An 18,943-nucleotide genomic window follows, 5' to 3' on the forward strand; every position below is an offset into this window, starting at 1 on the left:
ATCATGTTTTTCACGTAGTCGGCGTGCCCTGGGCAGTCAACGTGCGCGTAGTGGCGAGTCGGGGTGTCATACTCAACGTGAGAGGTGTTGATGGTGATACCACGAGCTTTTTCTTCTGGTGCGTTATCGATCTGGTCGAAAGCACGTGCAGAACCGCCGTAGGTTTTAGCCAGAACGGTAGTGATCGCTGCAGTCAGGGTAGTTTTACCGTGGTCAACGTGGCCGATAGTACCAACGTTAACGTGCGGTTTTGTACGTTCAAATTTTTCTTTAGACACGGCTATATTCCTTACTATAGCGCTCTCCCCTTCTGGAGAGAGCACGGGACTTTGGTTTTAACCCTGCGGCTTATTTGCCACGGGCTTCGATTACGGCCTGAGCGACGTTGTTCGGTGCATCATCATACTTCAGGAATTCCATGGTGTATGATGCGCGACCTTTAGTCAGAGAACGCAGCTGAGTTGCGTAGCCGAACATTTCGGACAACGGTACTTCAGCGTGGATCTTAACGCCAGTCACTTCAGATTCCTGACCGCGCAGCATGCCGCGACGACGGCTCAAGTCACCGATAACGTCACCGGTGTTCTCTTCTGGAGTCTCAACTTCAACCTTCATGATAGGCTCAAGCAGAACTGGTTTCGCTTTCTTAAAGCCTTCTTTAAAGGCGATAGATGCGGCCAGTTTAAACGCCAGTTCAGAGGAGTCAACGTCGTGGTAAGAACCGAAGTGCAGACGAATACCCATATCTACTACCGGGTAACCAGCCAACGGACCAGACTTCAGCTGCTCCTGGATGCCTTTATCAACGGCAGGGATGTATTCGCCAGGAATTACGCCGCCTTTGATGTCGTTGATGAACTCGTAACCTTTCGGGTTAGAGCCCGGCTCCAGTGGGTACATGTCGATCACAACGTGACCGTACTGACCGCGACCACCAGACTGCTTGGCGTGCTTACCTTCAACATCGGTAATCTTCGCGCGAATCGCTTCGCGGTAAGCTACCTGAGGTTTGCCCACGTTAGCTTCAACGTTGAATTCACGCTTCATGCGGTCAACGATGATGTCGAGGTGCAGTTCACCCATACCGGCGATGATGGTCTGGTTAGACTCTTCGTCAGTCCATACGCGGAATGACGGGTCTTCTTTAGCCAGACGGCCCAGAGCCAGACCCATTTTCTCTTGGTCAGCTTTGGTTTTTGGTTCAACGGCGATAGAGATTACCGGCTCAGGGAATTCCATACGCTCCAGGATGATTGGAGAGTCTGGATCACACAGGGTGTCCCCGGTGGTCACGTCTTTCAGACCGATCGCAGCGGCGATGTCGCCTGCGCGAACTTCTTTGATCTCTTCACGCTTGTTGGCATGCATCTGAACGATACGGCCGAAACGCTCACGCGCAGCCTTAACGGAGTTCAGCACGGTGTCGCCGGAGTTAACAACGCCGGAGTACACGCGGAAGAAGGTCAGGTTACCTACGAACGGGTCGGTAGCGATTTTGAACGCCAGAGCAGAGAACGGCTCGTCATCACTTGCGTGACGCTCAGCCGGGGTGTCTTTACCGTCGTCCAGGATACCGTTGATCGCAGGAACGTCAGTTGGCGCCGGCAGGTATTCGATTACCGCATCCAGCATCGCCTGTACGCCCTTGTTCTTGAACGCAGAACCACAGGTAACCAGGATGATTTCGTTGTTCAGCACGCGCTGACGCAGAGCGGATTTGATTTCTGCCTCGGTCAGCTCTTCGCCGCCCAGGTATTTTTCCATCAGCTCTTCGGAAGCTTCCGCTGCGGATTCGATCAGGTTCTGGCGCCATTCTTCAGCCAGTTCCATCATGTCAGCCGGGACGTCTTCGTATTCGAAGGTAACGCCTGCGTCTTCTTCGTTCCAGTTGATCGCCTTCATCTTCACCAGGTCGATAACGCCGGTGAATTTGTCTTCTGCGCCGATAGCCAGCTGCAGAGGAACAGGGTTAGCGCCCAGACGAGTTTTTATCTGGCCAACAACTTTCAGGAAGTTAGCGCCCATACGGTCCATTTTGTTAACGAACGCGATACGTGGCACTTTGTATTTGTTAGCCTGACGCCATACGGTTTCAGACTGTGGCTGAACACCACCAACAGCACAGTAAACCATTACCGCGCCATCCAGCACACGCATGGAACGTTCTACTTCGATGGTGAAGTCAACGTGCCCTGGGGTGTCGATGATGTTTACGCGATGCGGTTCGAACTGCTTGGCCATACCAGACCAGAAGGCAGTCGTCGCTGCAGAAGTGATGGTAATACCACGCTCCTGCTCCTGTTCCATCCAGTCCATGGTGGCAGCGCCGTCATGAACTTCACCGATTTTGTGGTTTACACCGGTGTAGAACAGAATACGTTCGGTAGTGGTGGTTTTACCGGCGTCGATGTGAGCACTGATACCGATGTTACGGTAGCGTGCAATGGGTGTTGTACGAGCCATTTGATTCCTCTATTCCTAGGGCGTTCAAGTTCAGTTAACCCAAGCGGGCCGATTTGACGCGCCCGCTTGGTTAGCATGACTACAGCCAGATGATTACCAGCGGTAGTGGGCGAACGCCTTGTTGGCTTCGGCCATACGGTGAACGTCTTCACGCTTCTTAACAGCAGAACCTTTGTTCTCTGCTGCGTCAGACAGCTCGTTCGCCAGGCGCAGAGCCATGGATTTATCACCGCGTTTACGTGCAGCATCAACGATCCAACGCATTGCCAGAGCATTACGACGAACCGGGCGGACTTCAACTGGTACCTGATAAGTAGAACCGCCAACGCGACGCGACTTAACTTCTACAGTCGGGCGAACGTTGTCGAGAGCGACTTCGAAAGCTTCCAGGTGATCTTTACCAGAACGCTGAGCCAGGGTCTCCAGCGCGGTATAGACGATTGCTTCTGCAGTAGATTTTTTACCGTCTACCATCAGGATATTTACAAATTTGGCCAGCAGCTCAGATCCGAACTTAGGATCTGGCAGGATTTTACGTTGGCCGATTACGCGACGACGTGGCATGGAAATACTCCGTTGTTAATTCAGGATTGTCCAAAACTCTACGAGTTTATTTTGACATTAAAGTTAAAACGTTTGGCCTTACTTAACGGAGAACCATTAAGCCTTTGGCTTCTTCACGCCGTACTTGGAACGAGCTTGCTTACGGTCTTTAACACCGGAGCAGTCAAGTGCACCACGGACGGTGTGGTAACGCACACCTGGCAGGTCTTTTACACGACCGCCACGGATCAGGATTACGGAGTGTTCCTGCAGGTTGTGGCCTTCGCCACCGATGTAGGAAGTCACTTCGAAACCGTTGGTCAAACGCACACGGCAAACTTTACGCAGTGCGGAGTTTGGTTTTTTCGGGGTAGTGGTATATACGCGGGTGCATACGCCACGTTTCTGCGGGCAGGCTTCCAGCGCTGGAACGTTGCTTTTAGCAGCCTTCACAGAGCGTGGTTTGCGAACCAGCTGGTTAATTGTTGCCATTAAAAAAGCTCCTGGTTTTTGCTTCGTACTAGCTTCGTAAACATGTGATAAATCCCCTCGTATGCACTACTGGCAAAGTACGAGGACGCAGAATTTTAGGGCTGACCAGTATGGGTGTCAAGAAATATACAACATCACTCTCATTACCAGGCCATTTGGCTGCGGTGTTGTTCGGTTAATTCAACGAAGTGATTATAGCCGACGACAGTGATTTTGTGCGAAAAATGACCAATCACCCCCCTGGCTTCCAGGTCGTCCTGCAGCGCATAAAGGGATATGGGGGCGGCGAGCAGCGATTCAAGATGGGCGCTGCCAACAAGGCCTGCGAGCACGCCGTCCTGCAGCAGCAGCAGCGCGTCGCCCTCCGCGGTCAGGCGCAACAGCGCGGGCAGGTCACATTGGTTTGGCGAATGGCTCAGGGTATACAACATCAGAAGATCCTAAAACGTCATTACGGCGTCGTAGCCGGCCAATTCACGGCGCAGTTCGTCCGGCGCCAGCACCTCGGCATCCAGCACCCAATCGGTCACCTGACTCAGCCCGCGTTCCTGCAGCGAAGCCTGGCACAGATAACACCGCTCCACGTCATACAGCGGCAGTACGCCGAAAGTGGCGATATAATTGCGCGCCAAAATCTTTTCCGGTTGCTGGCCCGGCAACAGCTGCAACACGCCATCACCGATAAAAAACACCCCCAAATCTTCACTGAGCGCCGACGTGGCGAGCAGCGCATCCAGCCCTTCCCTGCCGCCGGCGCCGCCATGCGGCCCGTGGGTGAAAACAAAAGCGACTCGTTTCATCATTTCCTCAGAACTGCACCAGACGGTCGCAACTCAGCGACGCTTCGGCCAGGGAACCCAGCCCGCTCAGGGTAAAACCGGGCTGCAGGTTGGCGCCGGCCAGCCCCTGCTGCTGCGCCTCCTGCTCGTCGGTGACGCCCCGACGCAGCGCGGCGGCCACGCAGACGTTGAGCGCTACGCCGTGTTGCTGCGCGAGCTGCGTCCAGCCGCGCACCAGATCGAATTCGTCGCTGGCGGGCGCGGTTAACCGGTTGGCGTTCAACACCCCTTCACGGTAGAAAAAGACGCTGGAAAGACGGTGCCCTTTCGCCAGCAAAGCCTGAGCGAATTGATAGGCGCTGCTGGCCTGCTGCGTGCCATAAGCCGGGCCGGTAACCAACAGACAATAGTCGAGCATCAGCGGTCGCTTCCCACCAGATCGCCGCTTTTAAACTGGCGAATGTACAGATAGACGGTGTGTTTGGAGATATTCAGACGATCCGCCACCTGGTTGATCGCATCCTTGATGTCGAAGATGCCTTTCTCATAGAGATTGAGCACCACCTGTCGATTCTTGGCGTTATTGGACACTGAGCGGTCGGCGTTCACCTCTTCGATGGTGAACTCCAGCGTCTGCGCCACCAGATCGTCGACGGAAGAGGCGAAGTTCACCGACGACGGCACGTCCTGCGCTGTCGGCGGCATAAAGGTTTGCATGATCTGCGAGAACGGCACGTCGAGGTTCATGTTGATGCACAACAAACCAATCACCCGCTGCTCGCGATTGCGAATGGCGATAGTCACCGATTTCATCAATACGCCGCTCTTGGCGCGGGTAAAGTAGGCTTTCGACACGCTGCTGTCGTCGCCGGCCATGTCGTGCAGCATGCGCAGCGCCAAGTCGGTAATCGGCGAGCCGATTTTGCGCCCCGTGTGTTCCCCGTTGGCGATGCGCACCGCCGAGCTGTTCAGGTCTTCCAGCGCGTGCAATACGATTTCGCAGTGGCCGCCGATCAACATCGCCAGCCCGTCGACCACCGCTTCATAGGATTTCAGGACTTCATGATCCGTTTGAGTAAACGGACGTTCATTCAGCAAATCAAGTTCGCTGGCTTCGCTGGATAAAAGCGAATTCGACATCGAAGATACCACCCTCATAGATCGCCTGTGCCAGGGGGCGCAGCTAAAACCGCTCGGGCCGGATCGCTGCCACCGTCGGCGCGCTGCAGCGCGGCTGGCTGAGAGCGGCATAAAACGGCGCGATGACATCCGCGGGCGAGGCGGCCGGGAACAATTTTAGGTACACGCCCTAAGGGGCAGACGCATGACTGATAAGTCAGAATTATTAGTCTAGCAAAGCGGCCGGAGCAAAGTCCTTGCGTTTGCGCGTGGTATTGACGTTAAGCCCGATGCCCGGCAGGCGTCAAGCGTTCAATGGAGAGAGCGGTAGCGGCTGCCGAAATGAAAACCGCCGCGGAGGGCATCCGCGGCGGTGGCAAACAGAGCGACGAGATTATTTCGCTTTGGCGTCGGCTTTGGCGTCGGCCGGTTTTTCGGCTTTAGCGTCAGCTTTCGGCGCCGCTTTCACATCCAGCAGCTCGACGTCGAAGACCAGCGTGGAGTTAGCCGGGATGCCCGGAACGCCGGTTTTACCGTAGGCCAGCGCCGGTGGGATCACCAGCTTGATTTTGCCGCCTTTCTTGATGTGCTTCAGGCCTTCGGTCCAGCCAGGGATCACACCATCCAGACGGAATGACAGCGGCTCACCGCGGGTGTAGGAGTTATCGAACTCGGTACCGTCGGTCAGGGTGCCTTTGTAGTTCACCACCACGGTGTCGCTGTCTTTCGGCGCTTCACCCGCGCCCGGTTTCTCTACCTGATACAGCAGGCCGGATTCGGTTTTCTTCACGCCTTTTTCTTTAGCGAAGCTGTCGCGATACTTGGCGCCTTTGGTTTCGTTGTCCTTGGCGTCCTGCTCCATCTTCGCCTGTGCGGAAGCCTTCACGCGCGCTTCAAAGCCCTGCAGGGTCTTTTCGATGTCGGCGTCGTTCAGCTTGCTTTTGTTAGCGAAAGCGTCCTGAACGCCGGCGATCAGCTGATCTTTGTCCAGCTTGATGCCCAGCTTCTCTTGCTCTTTCAGAGAGTTGTCCATGTAACGGCCAAGAGAGGCGCCCAGTGCGTAAGCCGCTTGCTCGTCGTCGTTTTTGAACTTGCCGGTGCTTGGCGCTGCTGCCGCGTCTGCCGCCGGTTTAGCGGCATCGGCTGCCATGACCTGGGTCGCATTCAGAGCAAAAGCCATGGTGGTTGCCAGAAGCGTGACTTTAAACAAAGATTTCATCCATTTCTCCAATGTCTGAAGCAATGCCCCAAACAATCATTAGGTAAGATAACCGGGCTACTATAGCTGCCTGAAACAAAACAAAACAGTCGCACAGGTAACCAATCGAGTCAAAGTGTGACTCCCGCTTTGCCAAGAAGTTTCCCGCTGCGTGCTACTCACATGATAAATCAGATTTTTCTTGCAGAATATTCGGCGAGGTTAGCAAAAAACGGCGAATCAGGCGTGCAGCTTTTCAGCACTTTACACTGCCGATCGCAACGTTGCGCGCCGCCCAAAGAAATAGCGCGGGCAAACCCGACGCCAGCTGTTACCATAGCGCCGAATCAGGATTTTATCGCGTCAGAGGTAGCCTCATGCACAACGCCGACATTCAAAGCCTGCTACAGCGGCTTGAAGAACTGGAAAGCCGTCAGGCTTTTCAAGAGCTTACTATCGAAGAGCTCAACCAGACCGTCACCCAGCATCAGATGGAAATGCTGAAGATGCGCGAGCACCTGCGCATGTTGACCGACAAACTGCGCTCGACCCAAACCTCGATGATCGCCTCGCAATCGGAAGAAACCCCTCCGCCGCACTATTGAGGGGCGCCGCGCATAAAAAAGGGCAGCCAATGGCTGCCCTCTCGTCTCGGGATTGCGTTCTGCTTAGTGGCAGCCGCAACCGCCGTTGCCGCAACCGCCTTTACCGTGGTCGTGACCATGGTCGTGATCGTGGCTATGGCCGTGACCGCCGCAGCAGCCTTCACCGTGCTCGTGGTGATGATCGTGCTCGCCGTGTACGTGACCGTGCGCCAGTTCTTCTGCGGTCGCTTCGCGGATCGCGACAACTTCCACGTTGAAGTTCAGGTTTTGGCCGGCCAGCATGTGGTTGCCGTCAACCACAACGTGGTCGCCGTCAACTTCAGTGATTTCAACCGGTACCGGGCCCTGATCGGTGTCAGCCAGGAAACGCATGCCGACCTGCAGTTCGTCAACGCCCATGAAGACGTCTTTCGGTACGCGCTGCACCAGGTTTTCGTCGTAGTTGCCGTACGCGTCGTTCGCGCCGACGTGAACGTCAAAACGATCGCCAACGTCGTGGCCTTCGAGCGCTTTTTCCAGACCTGCGATCAGAGAACCATGCCCGTGCAGATAGTCCAGCGGTGCGCTCACCGGAGACTCATCAACCAAAACACCGTCTTCTGTACGTACTTGGTAAGCCAGGCTGACCACCAAGTCTTTTGCTACTTTCATGATATCTCCTACCGTTGGCTACTAGGACGCGCACCGTTATCGGGATGCGCGCCTTTTCCGGACAGATTGTAACGGAAATCTGCCTCGCTGTACCCTCCGGGATAAAAAAACGCTACTTCGGCTGAAAAATGCCGATCACCTGCTCTTGCGGTCGAACGTGTTTTTCCACCTGTTGTTCGGTCTGGCGCTGGTGATGGCCGCACTTGACGCACTCCACCACTTCCACCTGATCCTCCCGCCATACCGCCAGCGTATCCATGGCGCTACAGCTCGGGCACACCGCTCCGGCGATAAATCTCTTACGTGTTGCAGACATCGTTATGCTCCCGCTTATTCGTATTCATCCCAGCCGTCAAACTGGCGACTTTCTTTTTGCATTTCGCGATGGAAGAGCTCTTCCAGCTCGCGCCGCGCCTCTTTCACGCGAGAAATTTGCGCCACGTCGCCCTGATGCGGCGGCATCAGCTCACGCAGCATGCGCATATCCAGACGACGGAAATGCTGCTGGGCGCGAAAGGCCTGATGCGGGTGCATGCCCAATTCCATCAGCGCCTTGCGCCCCAGTTCCAGCGCGCTGGAGAAGGTCTCGCGGCTGAACTGTTTTACGCCCGCCTGCAGCAGCTCATGTGCCTCCACGCGGCCGCGCGCGCGCGCCAGGATGCTCAGGTTAGGGAAGTGCTGCTGGCACAGCCGCACGATCGCCATGGTGTCTTCCGGCTCATTGCTGGTGATCACGATCGACTTGGCCTTCTCTGCGCCTGCCGCGCGCAGCAGCTCCAGCTCGGTGGCGTCGCCGTAATAGACCTTGTAACCGTAGCGACGCAGCACGCCGACGGCGCTGACGTCGCGTTCCAGTACGGTAATGCGCATTTTGTTGGCCATCAGCAGGCGGCCGATCACCTGGCCAAAACGTCCGAAGCCGACGATGATCACCTGCGGATCGTCATCTTCCACGTACGGCGTCTCCTCGTCTTCGTCTTTGGCGTTATAGCGGCGCGCCAAAATGCGATCGATGGCCTGCATCAACAGCGGCGTGGTCATCATCGACAGCGTCACCACCACCAGCAGCAAAGAGAGTTGATCCGGCTGCAGCACCTTTTGGGCGCCCGCCGCCGAAAACAGCACGAAGGCGAACTCACCGCCCTGGCTGAGCACGCCGGCGAACTGCAGGCGTACCGAACTGCGCAGGCCGAACAGGCGCGATACGCCGTAGAGCACGCCGGATTTCACCGCCACCAACGCCAACACGCCGATCAACACCTCGGCCAGATGGGTGTAGAGCACGCCGATATTCAACACCATGCCCACCGAGATAAAGAACAGCCCCAGCAGCAGCCCTTTAAACGGCTCGATGGAGATCTCCAGTTCGTGGCGGTATTCGCTCTCCGCCAGCAGCACGCCGGCGATGAAGGTGCCGAGCGCCATCGACAGGCCGAGCGTCTCCATAAACAGCGCCGAGCCGAGCACCAGCAGCAGCGCCGCGGCGGTAAAGATCTCGCGCACGCCGGAAGCGGCGATATAGCGGAACAGCGGCCGCAGCAGGAAGCGGCCGCCGATCAGCATGCCGCCGAACGCCGCCACCTTGAGCGCGATCTTCGCCCAGTCGTCGCTGGTGCCGCCGGCGCCGGCCAGAATGGGGATCAACGCCAGCGCCGGGATCACCGCCATATCCTGGAACAGCAGCACCGAGAAACCCAGCTGCCCGCCTTCGTTGCGGTTCATGCCCTTTTCGCGCATCAGCTGCAGCGCCATGGCGGTGGAAGACATCGCCAGGCCAACGCCGCCGATCACCGCCGCCTGCCAGGCGAAGTGCGTCAGGTACAGCAATGCGCCCAGCACCGCCGCGGTGATCAGCACCTGGCCGGCGCCGGCGCCGAAAATCGAGCGCCGCAGCTCCCACAGCTTGCTGGGGTTCAGCTCCAGGCCGATGATGAACATCAGGAACACCACGCCCAGCTCGGAGAAGTGCAGGATCTCGTCAACGTCGCGAATAAAACCCAATCCCCACGGGCCGATGGCGATGCCGGCGATCAGATAACCCAGCACCGCGCCGATCCCCAGGCGACGGGCGATCGGCACCGTCACCACCGCGGCAAACAGGAACAGTAAAATGGCGGTCAGTAAGGTCGATCCTTCCATGATCACCGCCCCCCGTGCGGCAGCGGGTGGCTCAGCCACTCCCCGTAGGCGTCTGCGTGGCTGCGCAGCACCTCCGGCTTTTGCCGCCGCGCCCAATAGACCACGAACGGCGTCAACCAATGCATATGGCACATCCCGGCGGTCAACTCGAACGGCCGCAGGATATCTTCCATCGGGTAATGGTTATAACCGCCGGTGCGGTAGGCGCCTTCCGGCTCGCCGGTGGTGATCACCGAACGCCAGTATTTGCCCGCCAGCGCATTGCCGCCCACGCCGCTGGCGAAGCCGCGCGCCAGCACGCGATCCAGCCATTCCTTCAGCAGCGCCGGGCAGCTGTAGGTATACAGCGGGTGCTGAAACACGATGACCTGATGCTCACGCAGCAGCTGTTGTTCGTGATGAATATCGATAAAAAAATCAGGGTAGTGCGCGTAGAGATCGTGCACGGTGACATGTTCCAATTGCTGCGCCGGTCGAAGCAAAACCCGGTTCGCCACCGAGTCATGGGATTCCGGATGGGCATACAGCAGCAAGACCTTGGGCGGCTGCGACATCATTCCCCTCCAAAGCGTCGTCAGGGTAGCGGTTTTCCGTTACCATGCATCGCAAAGACAAAAACAGCGCGCGGTGCGCGTTCTGTTACCTTAATGATAATTTAACATACTCTGAACATACGGCGCTTTATGATTGTATTCTCCTCGCTACAAATCCGACGCGGCATCCGCGTCCTGCTGGACAACGCCACGGCGACGGTTAATCCAGGTCAGAAGGTCGGCCTGGTCGGCAAAAACGGCTGCGGCAAATCCACGCTGTTGTCGCTGCTGAAGGGCGAGATCGCGGCGGACGGCGGCAGCTTCACCTTCCCCGGCAACTGGGCGCTGGCCTGGGTCAACCAGGAGACGCCGGCGCTGGATGTGCCGGCGATCGAGTATGTTATCGACGGCGACCGCGAGTTTCGCCAGCTCGAAGCCGAACTGCAGGCCGCCAACGACCGCAACGACGGCCACGCCATCGCCACCCTGCACGGCAAGCTGGACGCCATCGACGCCTGGACCATTCGTTCCCGCGCCGCCAGCCTGCTGCACGGTCTCGGCTTCTCCAACGAACAACTGCAAAGCCCGGTGCGCGACTTTTCCGGCGGCTGGCGCATGCGTCTTAACCTGGCGCAGGCGTTGGTGTGCCGTTCCGATCTGCTGCTGCTCGACGAACCGACCAACCACCTGGATCTCGATGCGGTGATCTGGCTGGAGCGCTGGCTGAAAAGCTATCCCGGCACGCTGGTGCTTATCTCGCACGACCGCGACTTCCTCGATCCGATCGTCGACAAGATCCTGCATATCGAACAGCAGACGATGAACGAGTACACCGGCAACTACTCGTCGTTCGAACGCCAACGCGCCACCAAACTGGCGCAGCAGCAGTCGCTGTATCAGCACCAGCAAGAAAAAGTGGCGCACCTGCAAAGCTATATCGACCGTTTCCGCGCGCAGGCGACCAAGGCCAAGCAGGCGCAGAGCCGCATCAAGATGCTGGAACGCATGGAGCTGATCGCCCCGGCGCACGTCGACAACCCGTTCACCTTCAGCTTCCGGCCGCCGGAAAGCCTGCCGAACCCGCTGCTGCGCATGGAAAAAGTCAGCGCCGGGTACGGCGACAAGGTGATCCTGAAGTCCATCAAACTGAACCTGGTGCCCGGCTCACGCATTGGCCTGCTCGGCCGCAACGGCGCCGGTAAATCGACGTTGATCAAACTGCTGGCCGGCACCCTGGAGCCGCTGAGCGGCGAGATCGGCCTGGCGAAAGGCATCAAGCTGGGTTACTTCGCTCAGCACCAGCTGGAATTCCTGCGCGCCGACGAGTCGCCGCTGCAGCACCTGAGCCGCATCGCGCCACGGGTGTTGGAGCAGCAGCTGCGCGATTATTTGGGTGGTTTCGGCTTCCAGGGCGACAAGGTCAGTGAAATCACCGAACGCTTCTCCGGCGGCGAGAAGGCGCGGCTGGTGCTGGCGCTGATCGTCTGGCAGCGCCCGAACCTGCTGCTGCTCGATGAACCGACCAACCACCTGGATCTCGACATGCGCCAGGCGCTGACCGAGGCGCTGATCGATTTCGAAGGCGCATTGGTGGTGGTCTCGCACGACCGTCACCTGCTGCGCTCCACCACCGACGATCTGTACCTGGTGCACGATGGCCAGGTCGAGCCTTTCGAAGGCGATCTCGACGATTATCAGCAGTGGCTGATCGATCTGCAGCGCCAGGAAAGCCAGCAGGACGCGCCGGAAAAAGAGAGCGGCGCCAACAGCGCGCAGGCGCGCAAGGATCAAAAACGCCGCGAGGCGGAGTTCCGTACGCAAACCCAACCGCTGCGCAAGCAGATCGCCAAGCTGGAACAGCAGATGGAAAAACTGGGCGCCGAACTGGCGGCGGTGGAAGAGCAGTTGGCGGATTCCGCACTGTACGACATCAGCCGCAAGGCCGAACTGACCGACTGCCTGCAAAAGCAAAGCCAGGCCAAATCCGCGCTGGAAGAGACGGAAATGACCTGGCTGGATGCGCAGGAACAGCTGGAGCAGTTAACGCAGGCGTTCGACGCCTAACCGTTGTTACGCCTTGTAAAAGGGCTTGTCCCCCAGAATGGTCGCGCGGTGCATGATGCGCCGCTGCGGCAGATAATCCGCGTTGGCGTAGTGCTGCGTCACGCGGTTATCCCAGATCGCCACGTCATTCTCCTGCCAACGCCAGCGCACCTGAAACTCCGGTTTGGTGATGTGAGCAAACAGGAAATTCAGTAAAGCGTCGCTCTCCTTCGGCGCCAGATCGACGATCCGCGTGGTGAACCCTTCATTGACGAACAGCGCCTGCCGGCCGCTGACCGGATGGGTACGCACCACCGGATGCAGCAGCGGCGGGTTTTTCTGCACCGCCAGTTGCCAGCGCTGATGCTCTTCTTCACTGCCGCGATGCTTGTGCTCCGGGAACGACTTGGTGAAGTCATGTTCCGCGCGCAGCCCCGCGAGCAGCGTTCTGAACGGCGCCGACAGCGCCTCATAGGCGGCGATGCCGCTGGCCCACAGCGTATCGCCGCCGGTGGCAGGCAGCGTCTTGGCCGCCAGGATCGCCCCCAGCGGCGGGTTCTCGATAAAGGTCACGTCGGTGTGCCAGTTGTCGTTATCCGGCGGGTTGTCGTCGTGGGTATCGAGCACGATGATCTCTTCCACGTCGGTGGCGTGCGGATAGACCGGATGGATGTGCAGATCGCCGAAGCGGCCGGCCAGATCGCGCTGCTGCAGCGGCGTGATCGGCTGATTGCGGAAGAACAGCACCTGATGCTTGAGCAGCGCATGATAAAGCTGTTCAAACTGGCCGTCGCCCAGCGGCCGGGCCAACTCGACGTTTTCCACCAGCGCCCCGATGTAAGGCCCCAGCGGGGTGATATTCAGACGTTCGTTCATTGCTGTACTCCATGCCACGGGGTCAATCGGCGCTGCAGGGCGCGCAGCCCCAGCTCCAACCCAAATGCAATCACCGCAATCACGCCGATGCCGGCCAGCACCACGTCGGTCGCCAGAAACTCACCGGCGGATTGCACCATAAATCCCAGGCCGCGCGTGGCGGCGATCAGTTCGGCGGCTACCAGCGTCGACCAGCCGACGCCCAGCCCGATGCGAATGCCGGTCAGGATCTCCGGCAGCGCGCTCGGCAGCACCACGAAACGCAGCACCTGCCAACGCGTGGCGCCCAACGCGCGGGCGGCGCGCACCCGTACCTGCGCCACGCTGCGCACGCCCGCCACGGCGGACAGCGTCACCGGCGCGAAAATCGCCAGATAAATCAGCAAGATCTTCGAGGTTTCGCCGATGCCGAACCAAATCACCATCAGCGGCAAATACGCCAACGGCGGCACCGGACGATAGATCTCAATCAGCGGATCGAGGATGCCGCGCACCGTGTCGTTCAGCCCCATGGCGATGCCCACCGGAATGCCGACGATCACCGCCGCCAGCAGCGCCACCAAAATGCGCCCCAGGCTGGCCGCCAGATGCTGCCACAGCGTGGCGTCCATAAAGCCTTGCGGGCTGGCGATGGTGATCAGCTGATGCAATACCTGCTGCGGCGCCGGCAGGAACAGCGGGCTGATCAGCTGCAGCGCCGTCACGCCCCACCAGACGATCAACACCGTCAACAGCGTGGCGCCGCTCAGCCAAACGTTGCGCGGCACGCTGAAACGGCGCGTCGCTTTGCCCTGCGGCTGCGCCGCGGCCTTTAACGTGGAATGCAGGCTCATAACAAGGCCTCGCGCTGTTGGAAAACTTTGCCCAGCACGTATTCGCGCTGCGCGATAAATTCAGGATCGGACTTAATCGAGCGGCAGGCTTCGCCGTCGGCATAGCGTTGGCCGAAGTTCAGCGACAGCCGCTCCACCACCTGCCCCGGCCCCGGCGACAGCAGCAACAGCTCGCTGGCGAGGAACACCGCCTCTTCAATATCGTGAGTGATCAGCAGCACCTGCTTGCCGGTATCGCGCCAGATGGTCAGCAGCAGCTCTTGCATCTGCTCGCGAGTGAACGCGTCCAGCGCGCCGAACGGTTCATCCAGCAACAGCAGACGCGGATCGGCGGCCAGGGCGCGGGCGATGCCGACGCGTTGGCGCATGCCGCCGGAAAGCTGCCAGATGAAATGCCGCTCGTAACCGGCCAGACCGACGCGCTGCAACATCTGCTCCGCCACCTGGCGGCGCTGCGCCTTGCCGACGCCGGCCAGCTGCAGGCCGAACTCGACGTTGTCCACCACGTTACGCCACGGCAGTAAACCCTCATGCTGGAACACCACGCCCCGTTCGGCGCTTGGGCCATGAACGGACGTTCCATCCAGCGTGATGCTGCCAGCTGAAGGCTCGATAAACCCGGCGATTAAATTCAGCAGCGTGGTTTTGCCGCAGCCCGACGGGCCGAGCACCACCACCAGTTGCCCGGCGGCGATCTGGAACGACACGTCACGCAGCGCGGGCCGCCCCTGATATTCTGCTGAAAGATGGCTGACGTTTAGCATCCTGCTTCCTTACGACTGCGGCGCAGCCTGCACCTGTTTCACAAAACGGTCGGTCACATAAGCGCTGTAATCGCTGTCGACCTGCGGGATCTTGCCCTGCTGCTTGAGGAATTCGGCGGTATCGCGGATCGCCTTGTCCACCGGCTGGCCGAGTTGGGCGACCTGATCCGCCACCGGCAGATAACGGTTCCCCTTCACCAGCTCCGGCACCTGCGCTTCCGGCACGCCGCTCAAGCGCGCCAAGGTGCTGAGATGGCTCGGATCTTTCAGCCACTGTTCCGGCGCTGCCAGGTAGGCCTTCTGCGCCTGCAGGGCGCTGGCGGCAAAGGCGGTCACCACGTCGGGATGTTTCTCGGCAAAGTCTTTGCGCACCACCCACACGTCCAGGGTTGGCGAACCCCATTCGCCCACCTGCGCGGAGTCGGTCAACACCTTGCCTTGTTTGGCCAGTTCGTTGACCACCGGCGCCCAGACGTAGGCGCCGTCGATGTCGCCGCGCTGCCAGGCGGCGGCGATGGCCGGCGGCTGCAGATTGAGGATCTTCACCTGTTCAGGCTTGATGCCCCAATGTTTGAGCGAGGCCAGCAGGCTGTAATGAGTCGTAGAAATAAACGGCACCGCGATGCGCTTGCCGATCAGATCCTGCGGGCTTTTGATGTCATTCTTCACCACCAGCGCTTCGGAACTGCCGAGCTGCGAGGCGATGAAAAACACTTCGATGGGGAGTTTTTGGCTGGCGGCCACCGCCAGCGGGCTGGAGCCGATATTGCCGATCTGCACGTCGCCGGAGGCCAGCGCGCGCAACACGCTGGAGCCGCTGTCGAACTTACGCCAGTCGACGGTCGCACCGGACTGTTTGGCGAAGCTGTTTTCCGCCTGCGCCACCTTGGCCGGCTCCGCCGACGTCTGGTACGCCACGGTGACGTCCACCGCATAGGCGCTGGCCGCGCTGAGCGACAGCGCCAGCAGCGCCGCGTTGCGTAAAGAAAAGAGTTTGCCCGCCATGTTCCGCTCCGTTGATAAAAATCTGTTCAGTTGCTGACAGTTTTATCTGAGCGATGACGGGCGATAAAAGAATAAAAAAGTCTTCTTTATTACCTTAGGTAATATTAAAGCGAATCACAGCACGATCGTCCCGCGCAAGAACACGTGAGCGTAGCCGCCGAGCAGCGTGCGGTCCCCTTGCAGTTCGCAGAACAGCTCGCCGCCGCGCGCCGAAATCTGCCGGGCGTGCAGCCGATGGCGGCCGAGACGCGCCGTCCAGTAAGGCATCAACGTACAATGCGCGGAACCGGTCACCGGATCCTCGCCGCCGTCGAGCGTGAAATAGCGCGAAACGAAGTCCACGGTGTCACCCGGCGCGGTGACGATCACCGCGCGGCCGGCCAATGCGATCAGCGCCGGGATGTCCGGGCGCAGCGCGCGCACCTGCGCCTCATTTTCCACCACCGCCAGCAGCGCTTTCGCCTGCCACACTTCCTGCGGCTGCACGCCCAGCAGCGCCGCGAGGCCCGCCGGTTCGGCGACTTTCTGCGGCGGCCTGGCGGGGAAATCAAGCACCAGCCGCTCCCCGTCCCGCTCATCGCGCTTGACGAACAGCTCGCCGCTGGCCGATCTGAAGCGAATATCCTTCAGCGCCGGGTTAACCGCGCTGAACATCACATGCGCCGCCGCCAGCGTGCCGTGGCCGCAAAGATCGACCTCACGCTCCGGGGTAAACCAGCGAATGGCGGTCATGTCGCCGTCATCCCAGACAAAGCTGGTTTCCGGCAGGCCGATCTCGTTGGCGATCGCCTGCAGCCGCTCCGTCGGCAGCGGCTGCGTCAGCAGGCAGACCCCGGCCGGGTTGCCGCGCAGCCCCTCACCGGTAAAGGCGACCACGTGATAATAGTTTTCCGCCATCGTTCCGCTCCTTAATGCCAAATCAGTAATACACAGGCTGCAGTCAGCAGCCCCATGGAAACGTTGAAGATAATCCAGGCCTTTTTGCTGCGCAGCAGGCGGCCGATCACCGTGCCGAACGCCAGCCAGATAACGCCGGCGACGATGTTGACCGCCAAAATGCCCAGCGCGATCGCCGCAATGGAACCGTTGTACTTATCGCCCGCCAGACTGAAGCTCGCCACCGCGCCCAGCGCCATCAGCCAGGCTTTCGGGTTGAGGAACTGCAACAGCCAGCCCTGATACAGCCGCACCGGCTGCGGCGGCGCCACGTCGGTTTCCAGCTTTTCATAGGCGGCGGTGGCGACTTTCCACGCCAGCCACAGCAGGTACAAACTGCCGAGGATTTTCAGGATCAGGTGCAGCGACGGGTAAACCAGGATCAGGCTGCCGACGCCGAAGGCCACCAGCAGCAAAATGCTTTGCATGCCGAGCATGATGCCGATCATCAGCCACAGCGAACGCATAAAGCCGAAATGAGCGCCGGAGGTGGTCAGCAGCAGGTTATTGGGGCCAGGCGTGATGGCGGCGACCCACAGGAAGCCCAGCATCGAAAGGAATAAACTCGGTTCCATGGCACGGGTGCTCCTCACCCAAGGCGCTTTTTTGCAGTATCATTGTCAGTTATTGGTATTGAAGCTAACAGTGCGCCTGGGATCTCACAATAGTCGCCAACAACATTTTTACTCCGCCTATGCATGACGTCTTTCGCCCCCTGACCGGGGCCAGTAACCCGCACCTGCAAACGCTGTTGCCGCGGCTGGTGCGCCGCCGCGTGTTATTGAAACCGCATTGGCAACGGCTGGAATTGCCCGACGGCGATTTCGTCGATCTCGCCTGGAGCGAGGATCCGGCGCAGGCGCGCGACAAACCGCGCGCGGTGCTGTTCCACGGTCTGGAGGGCAGCTTCTACAGCCCCTACGCGCATGGCCTGCTCAACGCCTGGCGCGAACGTGGCTGGCTCGGGGTGGTGATGCACTTTCGCGGCTGCAGCGGCGTGCCCAACCGCAAACAGCGCATCTACCACTCCGGCGAAACCGAAGACGCGCGCTTCTTCCTGCGCTGGCTGCGCGACAGCTACGGCGAGGTGCCAACCGCGGCAGTAGGCGTTTCGCTCGGCGGCAACATGCTGGCCTGTTATCTGGCGCAGCAAGGCGCCGACAGCCTGCTGCAGGCGGCGGTGGTGGTCTCGGCGCCGCTGATGCTGGAGCCCTGCGCCTATCGCATGGAGCAAGGTTTCTCCCGCGTCTATCAGCGCTACCTGTTGGGGCAGCTGAAACAAAACGCCACCCGCAAGCTGTTGCACTACCCGGACACCCTGCCGCTCAAGCTGTCACAGCTGAACGGGTTGCGGCGCATCCGCGAATTCGACGACGCCATCACCTCGCGCATTCACGGCTTCAGCGACGCCACCGATTATTATCGCCGCTGCAGCGCCCTGCCGCTGTTGTCGGCGATCCAAACGCCGCTGCTGATCATCCATGCGAAGGACGATCCCTTCATGACCCCTGAGGTGATCCCCGACGTCGCCAGCCTGCCGCGCAATATCGAATATCAGCTGACCGAGTTCGGCGGCCACGTCGGCTTTGTCGGCGGCACGCTGAAAAAACCGCACATGTGGCTGGAGCATCGCATTCCGGCCTGGCTTTCCCCTTATCTGGACATCCCGACGTGATCATTCCCTGGCAAGAACTGGCAACCGACACCCTGAACAGCCTGATCGAATCCTTTGTGCTGCGTGAAGGCACCGATTACGGCGAGCACGAACGATCGCTGGAGCAGAAGGTGGAGGACGTGCGCCGCCAGCTGAAAAACGGCGAGGTGGTGCTGGTGTGGTCGGAACTGCATGAGAGCGTCAACATCATGCCGCGCGGTCAGTTCCGCGCCGGGCAGGAAGAAATTTAGTGGCGCCCGGTTCTATGACTGACGGAAAAAATCAGGTAACAATGGGACATTGCAAACCA

At 59.5% G+C, this 18,943-nt stretch carries 23 protein-coding genes; 4 read left to right on the forward strand and 19 right to left on the reverse strand.

Annotated features, from left to right (window positions below):
- From ACJ8M3_RS21870 to fkpA, 9 genes are all read right to left on the reverse strand, one after another.
- On the reverse strand, nucleotides 1-278 hold a 278-nt coding region (locus ACJ8M3_RS21870; RefSeq protein WP_227592740.1), incomplete at its 3' end, for a GTP-binding protein.
- 70 nt (nucleotides 279-348) lie between these two features.
- A complete protein-coding gene (fusA, locus tag ACJ8M3_RS21875) occupies nucleotides 349-2,463 on the reverse strand; it encodes an elongation factor G (RefSeq protein ID WP_033645245.1) in 2,115 nt (704 codons plus the stop codon).
- Nucleotides 2,464-2,556: 93 nt separating this feature from the next.
- Nucleotides 2,557-3,027 carry a 30S ribosomal protein S7 gene (rpsG, locus tag ACJ8M3_RS21880; protein WP_004956203.1) on the reverse strand — a complete coding sequence of 157 codons (471 nt, stop codon included), beginning with the start codon at nucleotides 3,025-3,027 and terminating at the stop codon, nucleotides 2,557-2,559.
- 96 nt (nucleotides 3,028-3,123) lie between these two features.
- A complete protein-coding gene (gene rpsL, locus ACJ8M3_RS21885; RefSeq protein ID WP_004930426.1) occupies nucleotides 3,124-3,498 on the reverse strand; it encodes a 30S ribosomal protein S12 in 375 nt (124 codons plus the stop codon).
- Between the two features lie 143 nt (nucleotides 3,499-3,641).
- Complete coding sequence (tusB, locus tag ACJ8M3_RS21890; RefSeq protein WP_033651720.1) at nucleotides 3,642-3,929, reverse strand: sulfurtransferase complex subunit TusB; 288 nt, start codon at nucleotides 3,927-3,929, stop codon at nucleotides 3,642-3,644.
- 9 nt (nucleotides 3,930-3,938) lie between these two features.
- Complete coding sequence (gene tusC, locus ACJ8M3_RS21895; RefSeq protein ID WP_033645384.1) at nucleotides 3,939-4,298, reverse strand: sulfurtransferase complex subunit TusC; 360 nt, start codon at nucleotides 4,296-4,298, stop codon at nucleotides 3,939-3,941.
- 7 nt (nucleotides 4,299-4,305) lie between these two features.
- A complete protein-coding gene (gene tusD / locus ACJ8M3_RS21900) occupies nucleotides 4,306-4,695 on the reverse strand; it encodes a sulfurtransferase complex subunit TusD (protein WP_033645247.1) in 390 nt (129 codons plus the stop codon).
- Nucleotides 4,695-5,417, reverse strand: coding sequence for a helix-turn-helix transcriptional regulator (locus tag ACJ8M3_RS21905; protein ID WP_197755307.1), 723 nt, complete (start codon nucleotides 5,415-5,417; stop codon nucleotides 4,695-4,697). Before ACJ8M3_RS21905 ends, tusD begins: the two co-directional genes overlap by 1 nt.
- A 373-nt stretch (nucleotides 5,418-5,790) precedes the next feature.
- On the reverse strand, nucleotides 5,791-6,615 hold the full coding sequence (gene fkpA / locus ACJ8M3_RS21910) for an FKBP-type peptidyl-prolyl cis-trans isomerase (RefSeq protein WP_033645249.1): 825 nt from the start codon (nucleotides 6,613-6,615) through the stop codon (nucleotides 5,791-5,793).
- 356 nt (nucleotides 6,616-6,971) lie between these two features.
- On the opposite strand from fkpA, the gene ACJ8M3_RS21915 reads away from it, so the two are divergent.
- A complete protein-coding gene (locus tag ACJ8M3_RS21915; RefSeq protein ID WP_033645250.1) occupies nucleotides 6,972-7,199 on the forward strand; it encodes a SlyX family protein in 228 nt (75 codons plus the stop codon).
- Nucleotides 7,200-7,262: 63 nt separating this feature from the next.
- On the opposite strand, the gene slyD is transcribed toward ACJ8M3_RS21915, so the two are convergent.
- From slyD to kefG, 4 genes are all read right to left on the reverse strand, one after another.
- Nucleotides 7,263-7,850, reverse strand: coding sequence for a peptidylprolyl isomerase (gene slyD / locus ACJ8M3_RS21920; RefSeq protein ID WP_004930407.1), 588 nt, complete (start codon nucleotides 7,848-7,850; stop codon nucleotides 7,263-7,265).
- A gap of 112 nt (nucleotides 7,851-7,962) precedes the next feature.
- Nucleotides 7,963-8,166, reverse strand: coding sequence for a YheV family putative zinc ribbon protein (locus ACJ8M3_RS21925; protein ID WP_015379274.1), 204 nt, complete (start codon nucleotides 8,164-8,166; stop codon nucleotides 7,963-7,965).
- 14 nt (nucleotides 8,167-8,180) lie between these two features.
- Entirely contained in the window at nucleotides 8,181-9,989 is a 1,809-nt protein-coding gene (gene kefB, locus ACJ8M3_RS21930) for a glutathione-regulated potassium-efflux system protein KefB (protein ID WP_033651722.1), read from the reverse strand.
- Nucleotides 9,990-9,991: 2 nt separating this feature from the next.
- Complete coding sequence (kefG, locus tag ACJ8M3_RS21935) at nucleotides 9,992-10,543, reverse strand: glutathione-regulated potassium-efflux system ancillary protein KefG (protein WP_028127618.1); 552 nt, start codon at nucleotides 10,541-10,543, stop codon at nucleotides 9,992-9,994.
- Nucleotides 10,544-10,672: 129 nt separating this feature from the next.
- On the opposite strand from kefG, the gene ACJ8M3_RS21940 reads away from it, so the two are divergent.
- Nucleotides 10,673-12,586 (forward strand): ABC transporter ATP-binding protein, encoded by a 1,914-nt coding sequence (locus ACJ8M3_RS21940; RefSeq protein ID WP_033645252.1) that lies wholly within the window; start codon nucleotides 10,673-10,675, stop codon nucleotides 12,584-12,586.
- 6 nt (nucleotides 12,587-12,592) lie between these two features.
- On the opposite strand, the gene tauD is transcribed toward ACJ8M3_RS21940, so the two are convergent.
- The 6 genes from tauD to ACJ8M3_RS21970 all read right to left on the reverse strand — a co-directional run bounded on the left by tauD (nucleotide 12,593) and on the right by ACJ8M3_RS21970 (nucleotide 17,554).
- Nucleotides 12,593-13,441, reverse strand: coding sequence for a taurine dioxygenase (tauD, locus tag ACJ8M3_RS21945; RefSeq protein WP_033645253.1), 849 nt, complete (start codon nucleotides 13,439-13,441; stop codon nucleotides 12,593-12,595).
- Nucleotides 13,438-14,274 (reverse strand): taurine ABC transporter permease TauC, encoded by an 837-nt coding sequence (gene tauC, locus ACJ8M3_RS21950; protein ID WP_033645254.1) that lies wholly within the window; start codon nucleotides 14,272-14,274, stop codon nucleotides 13,438-13,440. The genes tauD and tauC overlap by 4 nt, the downstream gene beginning before the upstream one ends.
- Nucleotides 14,271-15,038 (reverse strand): taurine ABC transporter ATP-binding subunit, encoded by a 768-nt coding sequence (gene tauB / locus ACJ8M3_RS21955; protein WP_033645255.1) that lies wholly within the window; start codon nucleotides 15,036-15,038, stop codon nucleotides 14,271-14,273. Before tauB ends, tauC begins: the two co-directional genes overlap by 4 nt.
- A 9-nt stretch (nucleotides 15,039-15,047) precedes the next feature.
- Nucleotides 15,048-16,043 carry a taurine ABC transporter substrate-binding protein gene (tauA, locus tag ACJ8M3_RS21960; protein WP_442514740.1) on the reverse strand — a complete coding sequence of 332 codons (996 nt, stop codon included), beginning with the start codon at nucleotides 16,041-16,043 and terminating at the stop codon, nucleotides 15,048-15,050.
- 114 nt (nucleotides 16,044-16,157) lie between these two features.
- A complete protein-coding gene (locus tag ACJ8M3_RS21965) occupies nucleotides 16,158-16,940 on the reverse strand; it encodes a PhzF family phenazine biosynthesis protein (protein WP_096242648.1) in 783 nt (260 codons plus the stop codon).
- Nucleotides 16,941-16,951: 11 nt separating this feature from the next.
- Nucleotides 16,952-17,554 (reverse strand): LysE family translocator, encoded by a 603-nt coding sequence (locus ACJ8M3_RS21970; RefSeq protein ID WP_033645257.1) that lies wholly within the window; start codon nucleotides 17,552-17,554, stop codon nucleotides 16,952-16,954.
- 119 nt (nucleotides 17,555-17,673) lie between these two features.
- Here ACJ8M3_RS21970 and ACJ8M3_RS21975 point away from each other — a divergent pair, with 119 nt between their 5' ends.
- Together ACJ8M3_RS21975 and ACJ8M3_RS21980 are read left to right on the forward strand one after the other, a co-directional pair.
- On the forward strand, nucleotides 17,674-18,654 hold the full coding sequence (locus ACJ8M3_RS21975) for a hydrolase (protein WP_442514741.1): 981 nt from the start codon (nucleotides 17,674-17,676) through the stop codon (nucleotides 18,652-18,654).
- Nucleotides 18,651-18,884, forward strand: coding sequence for a YheU family protein (locus ACJ8M3_RS21980; RefSeq protein WP_004930376.1), 234 nt, complete (start codon nucleotides 18,651-18,653; stop codon nucleotides 18,882-18,884). Before ACJ8M3_RS21975 ends, ACJ8M3_RS21980 begins: the two co-directional genes overlap by 4 nt.
- Nucleotides 18,885-18,943: the final 59 nt, after the last annotated feature.

Source organism: Serratia sp. CY55921 (assembly GCF_052167655.1).
In the GTDB taxonomy this organism is placed as follows: Bacteria; Pseudomonadota; Gammaproteobacteria; order Enterobacterales; family Enterobacteriaceae; genus Serratia; species Serratia ureilytica.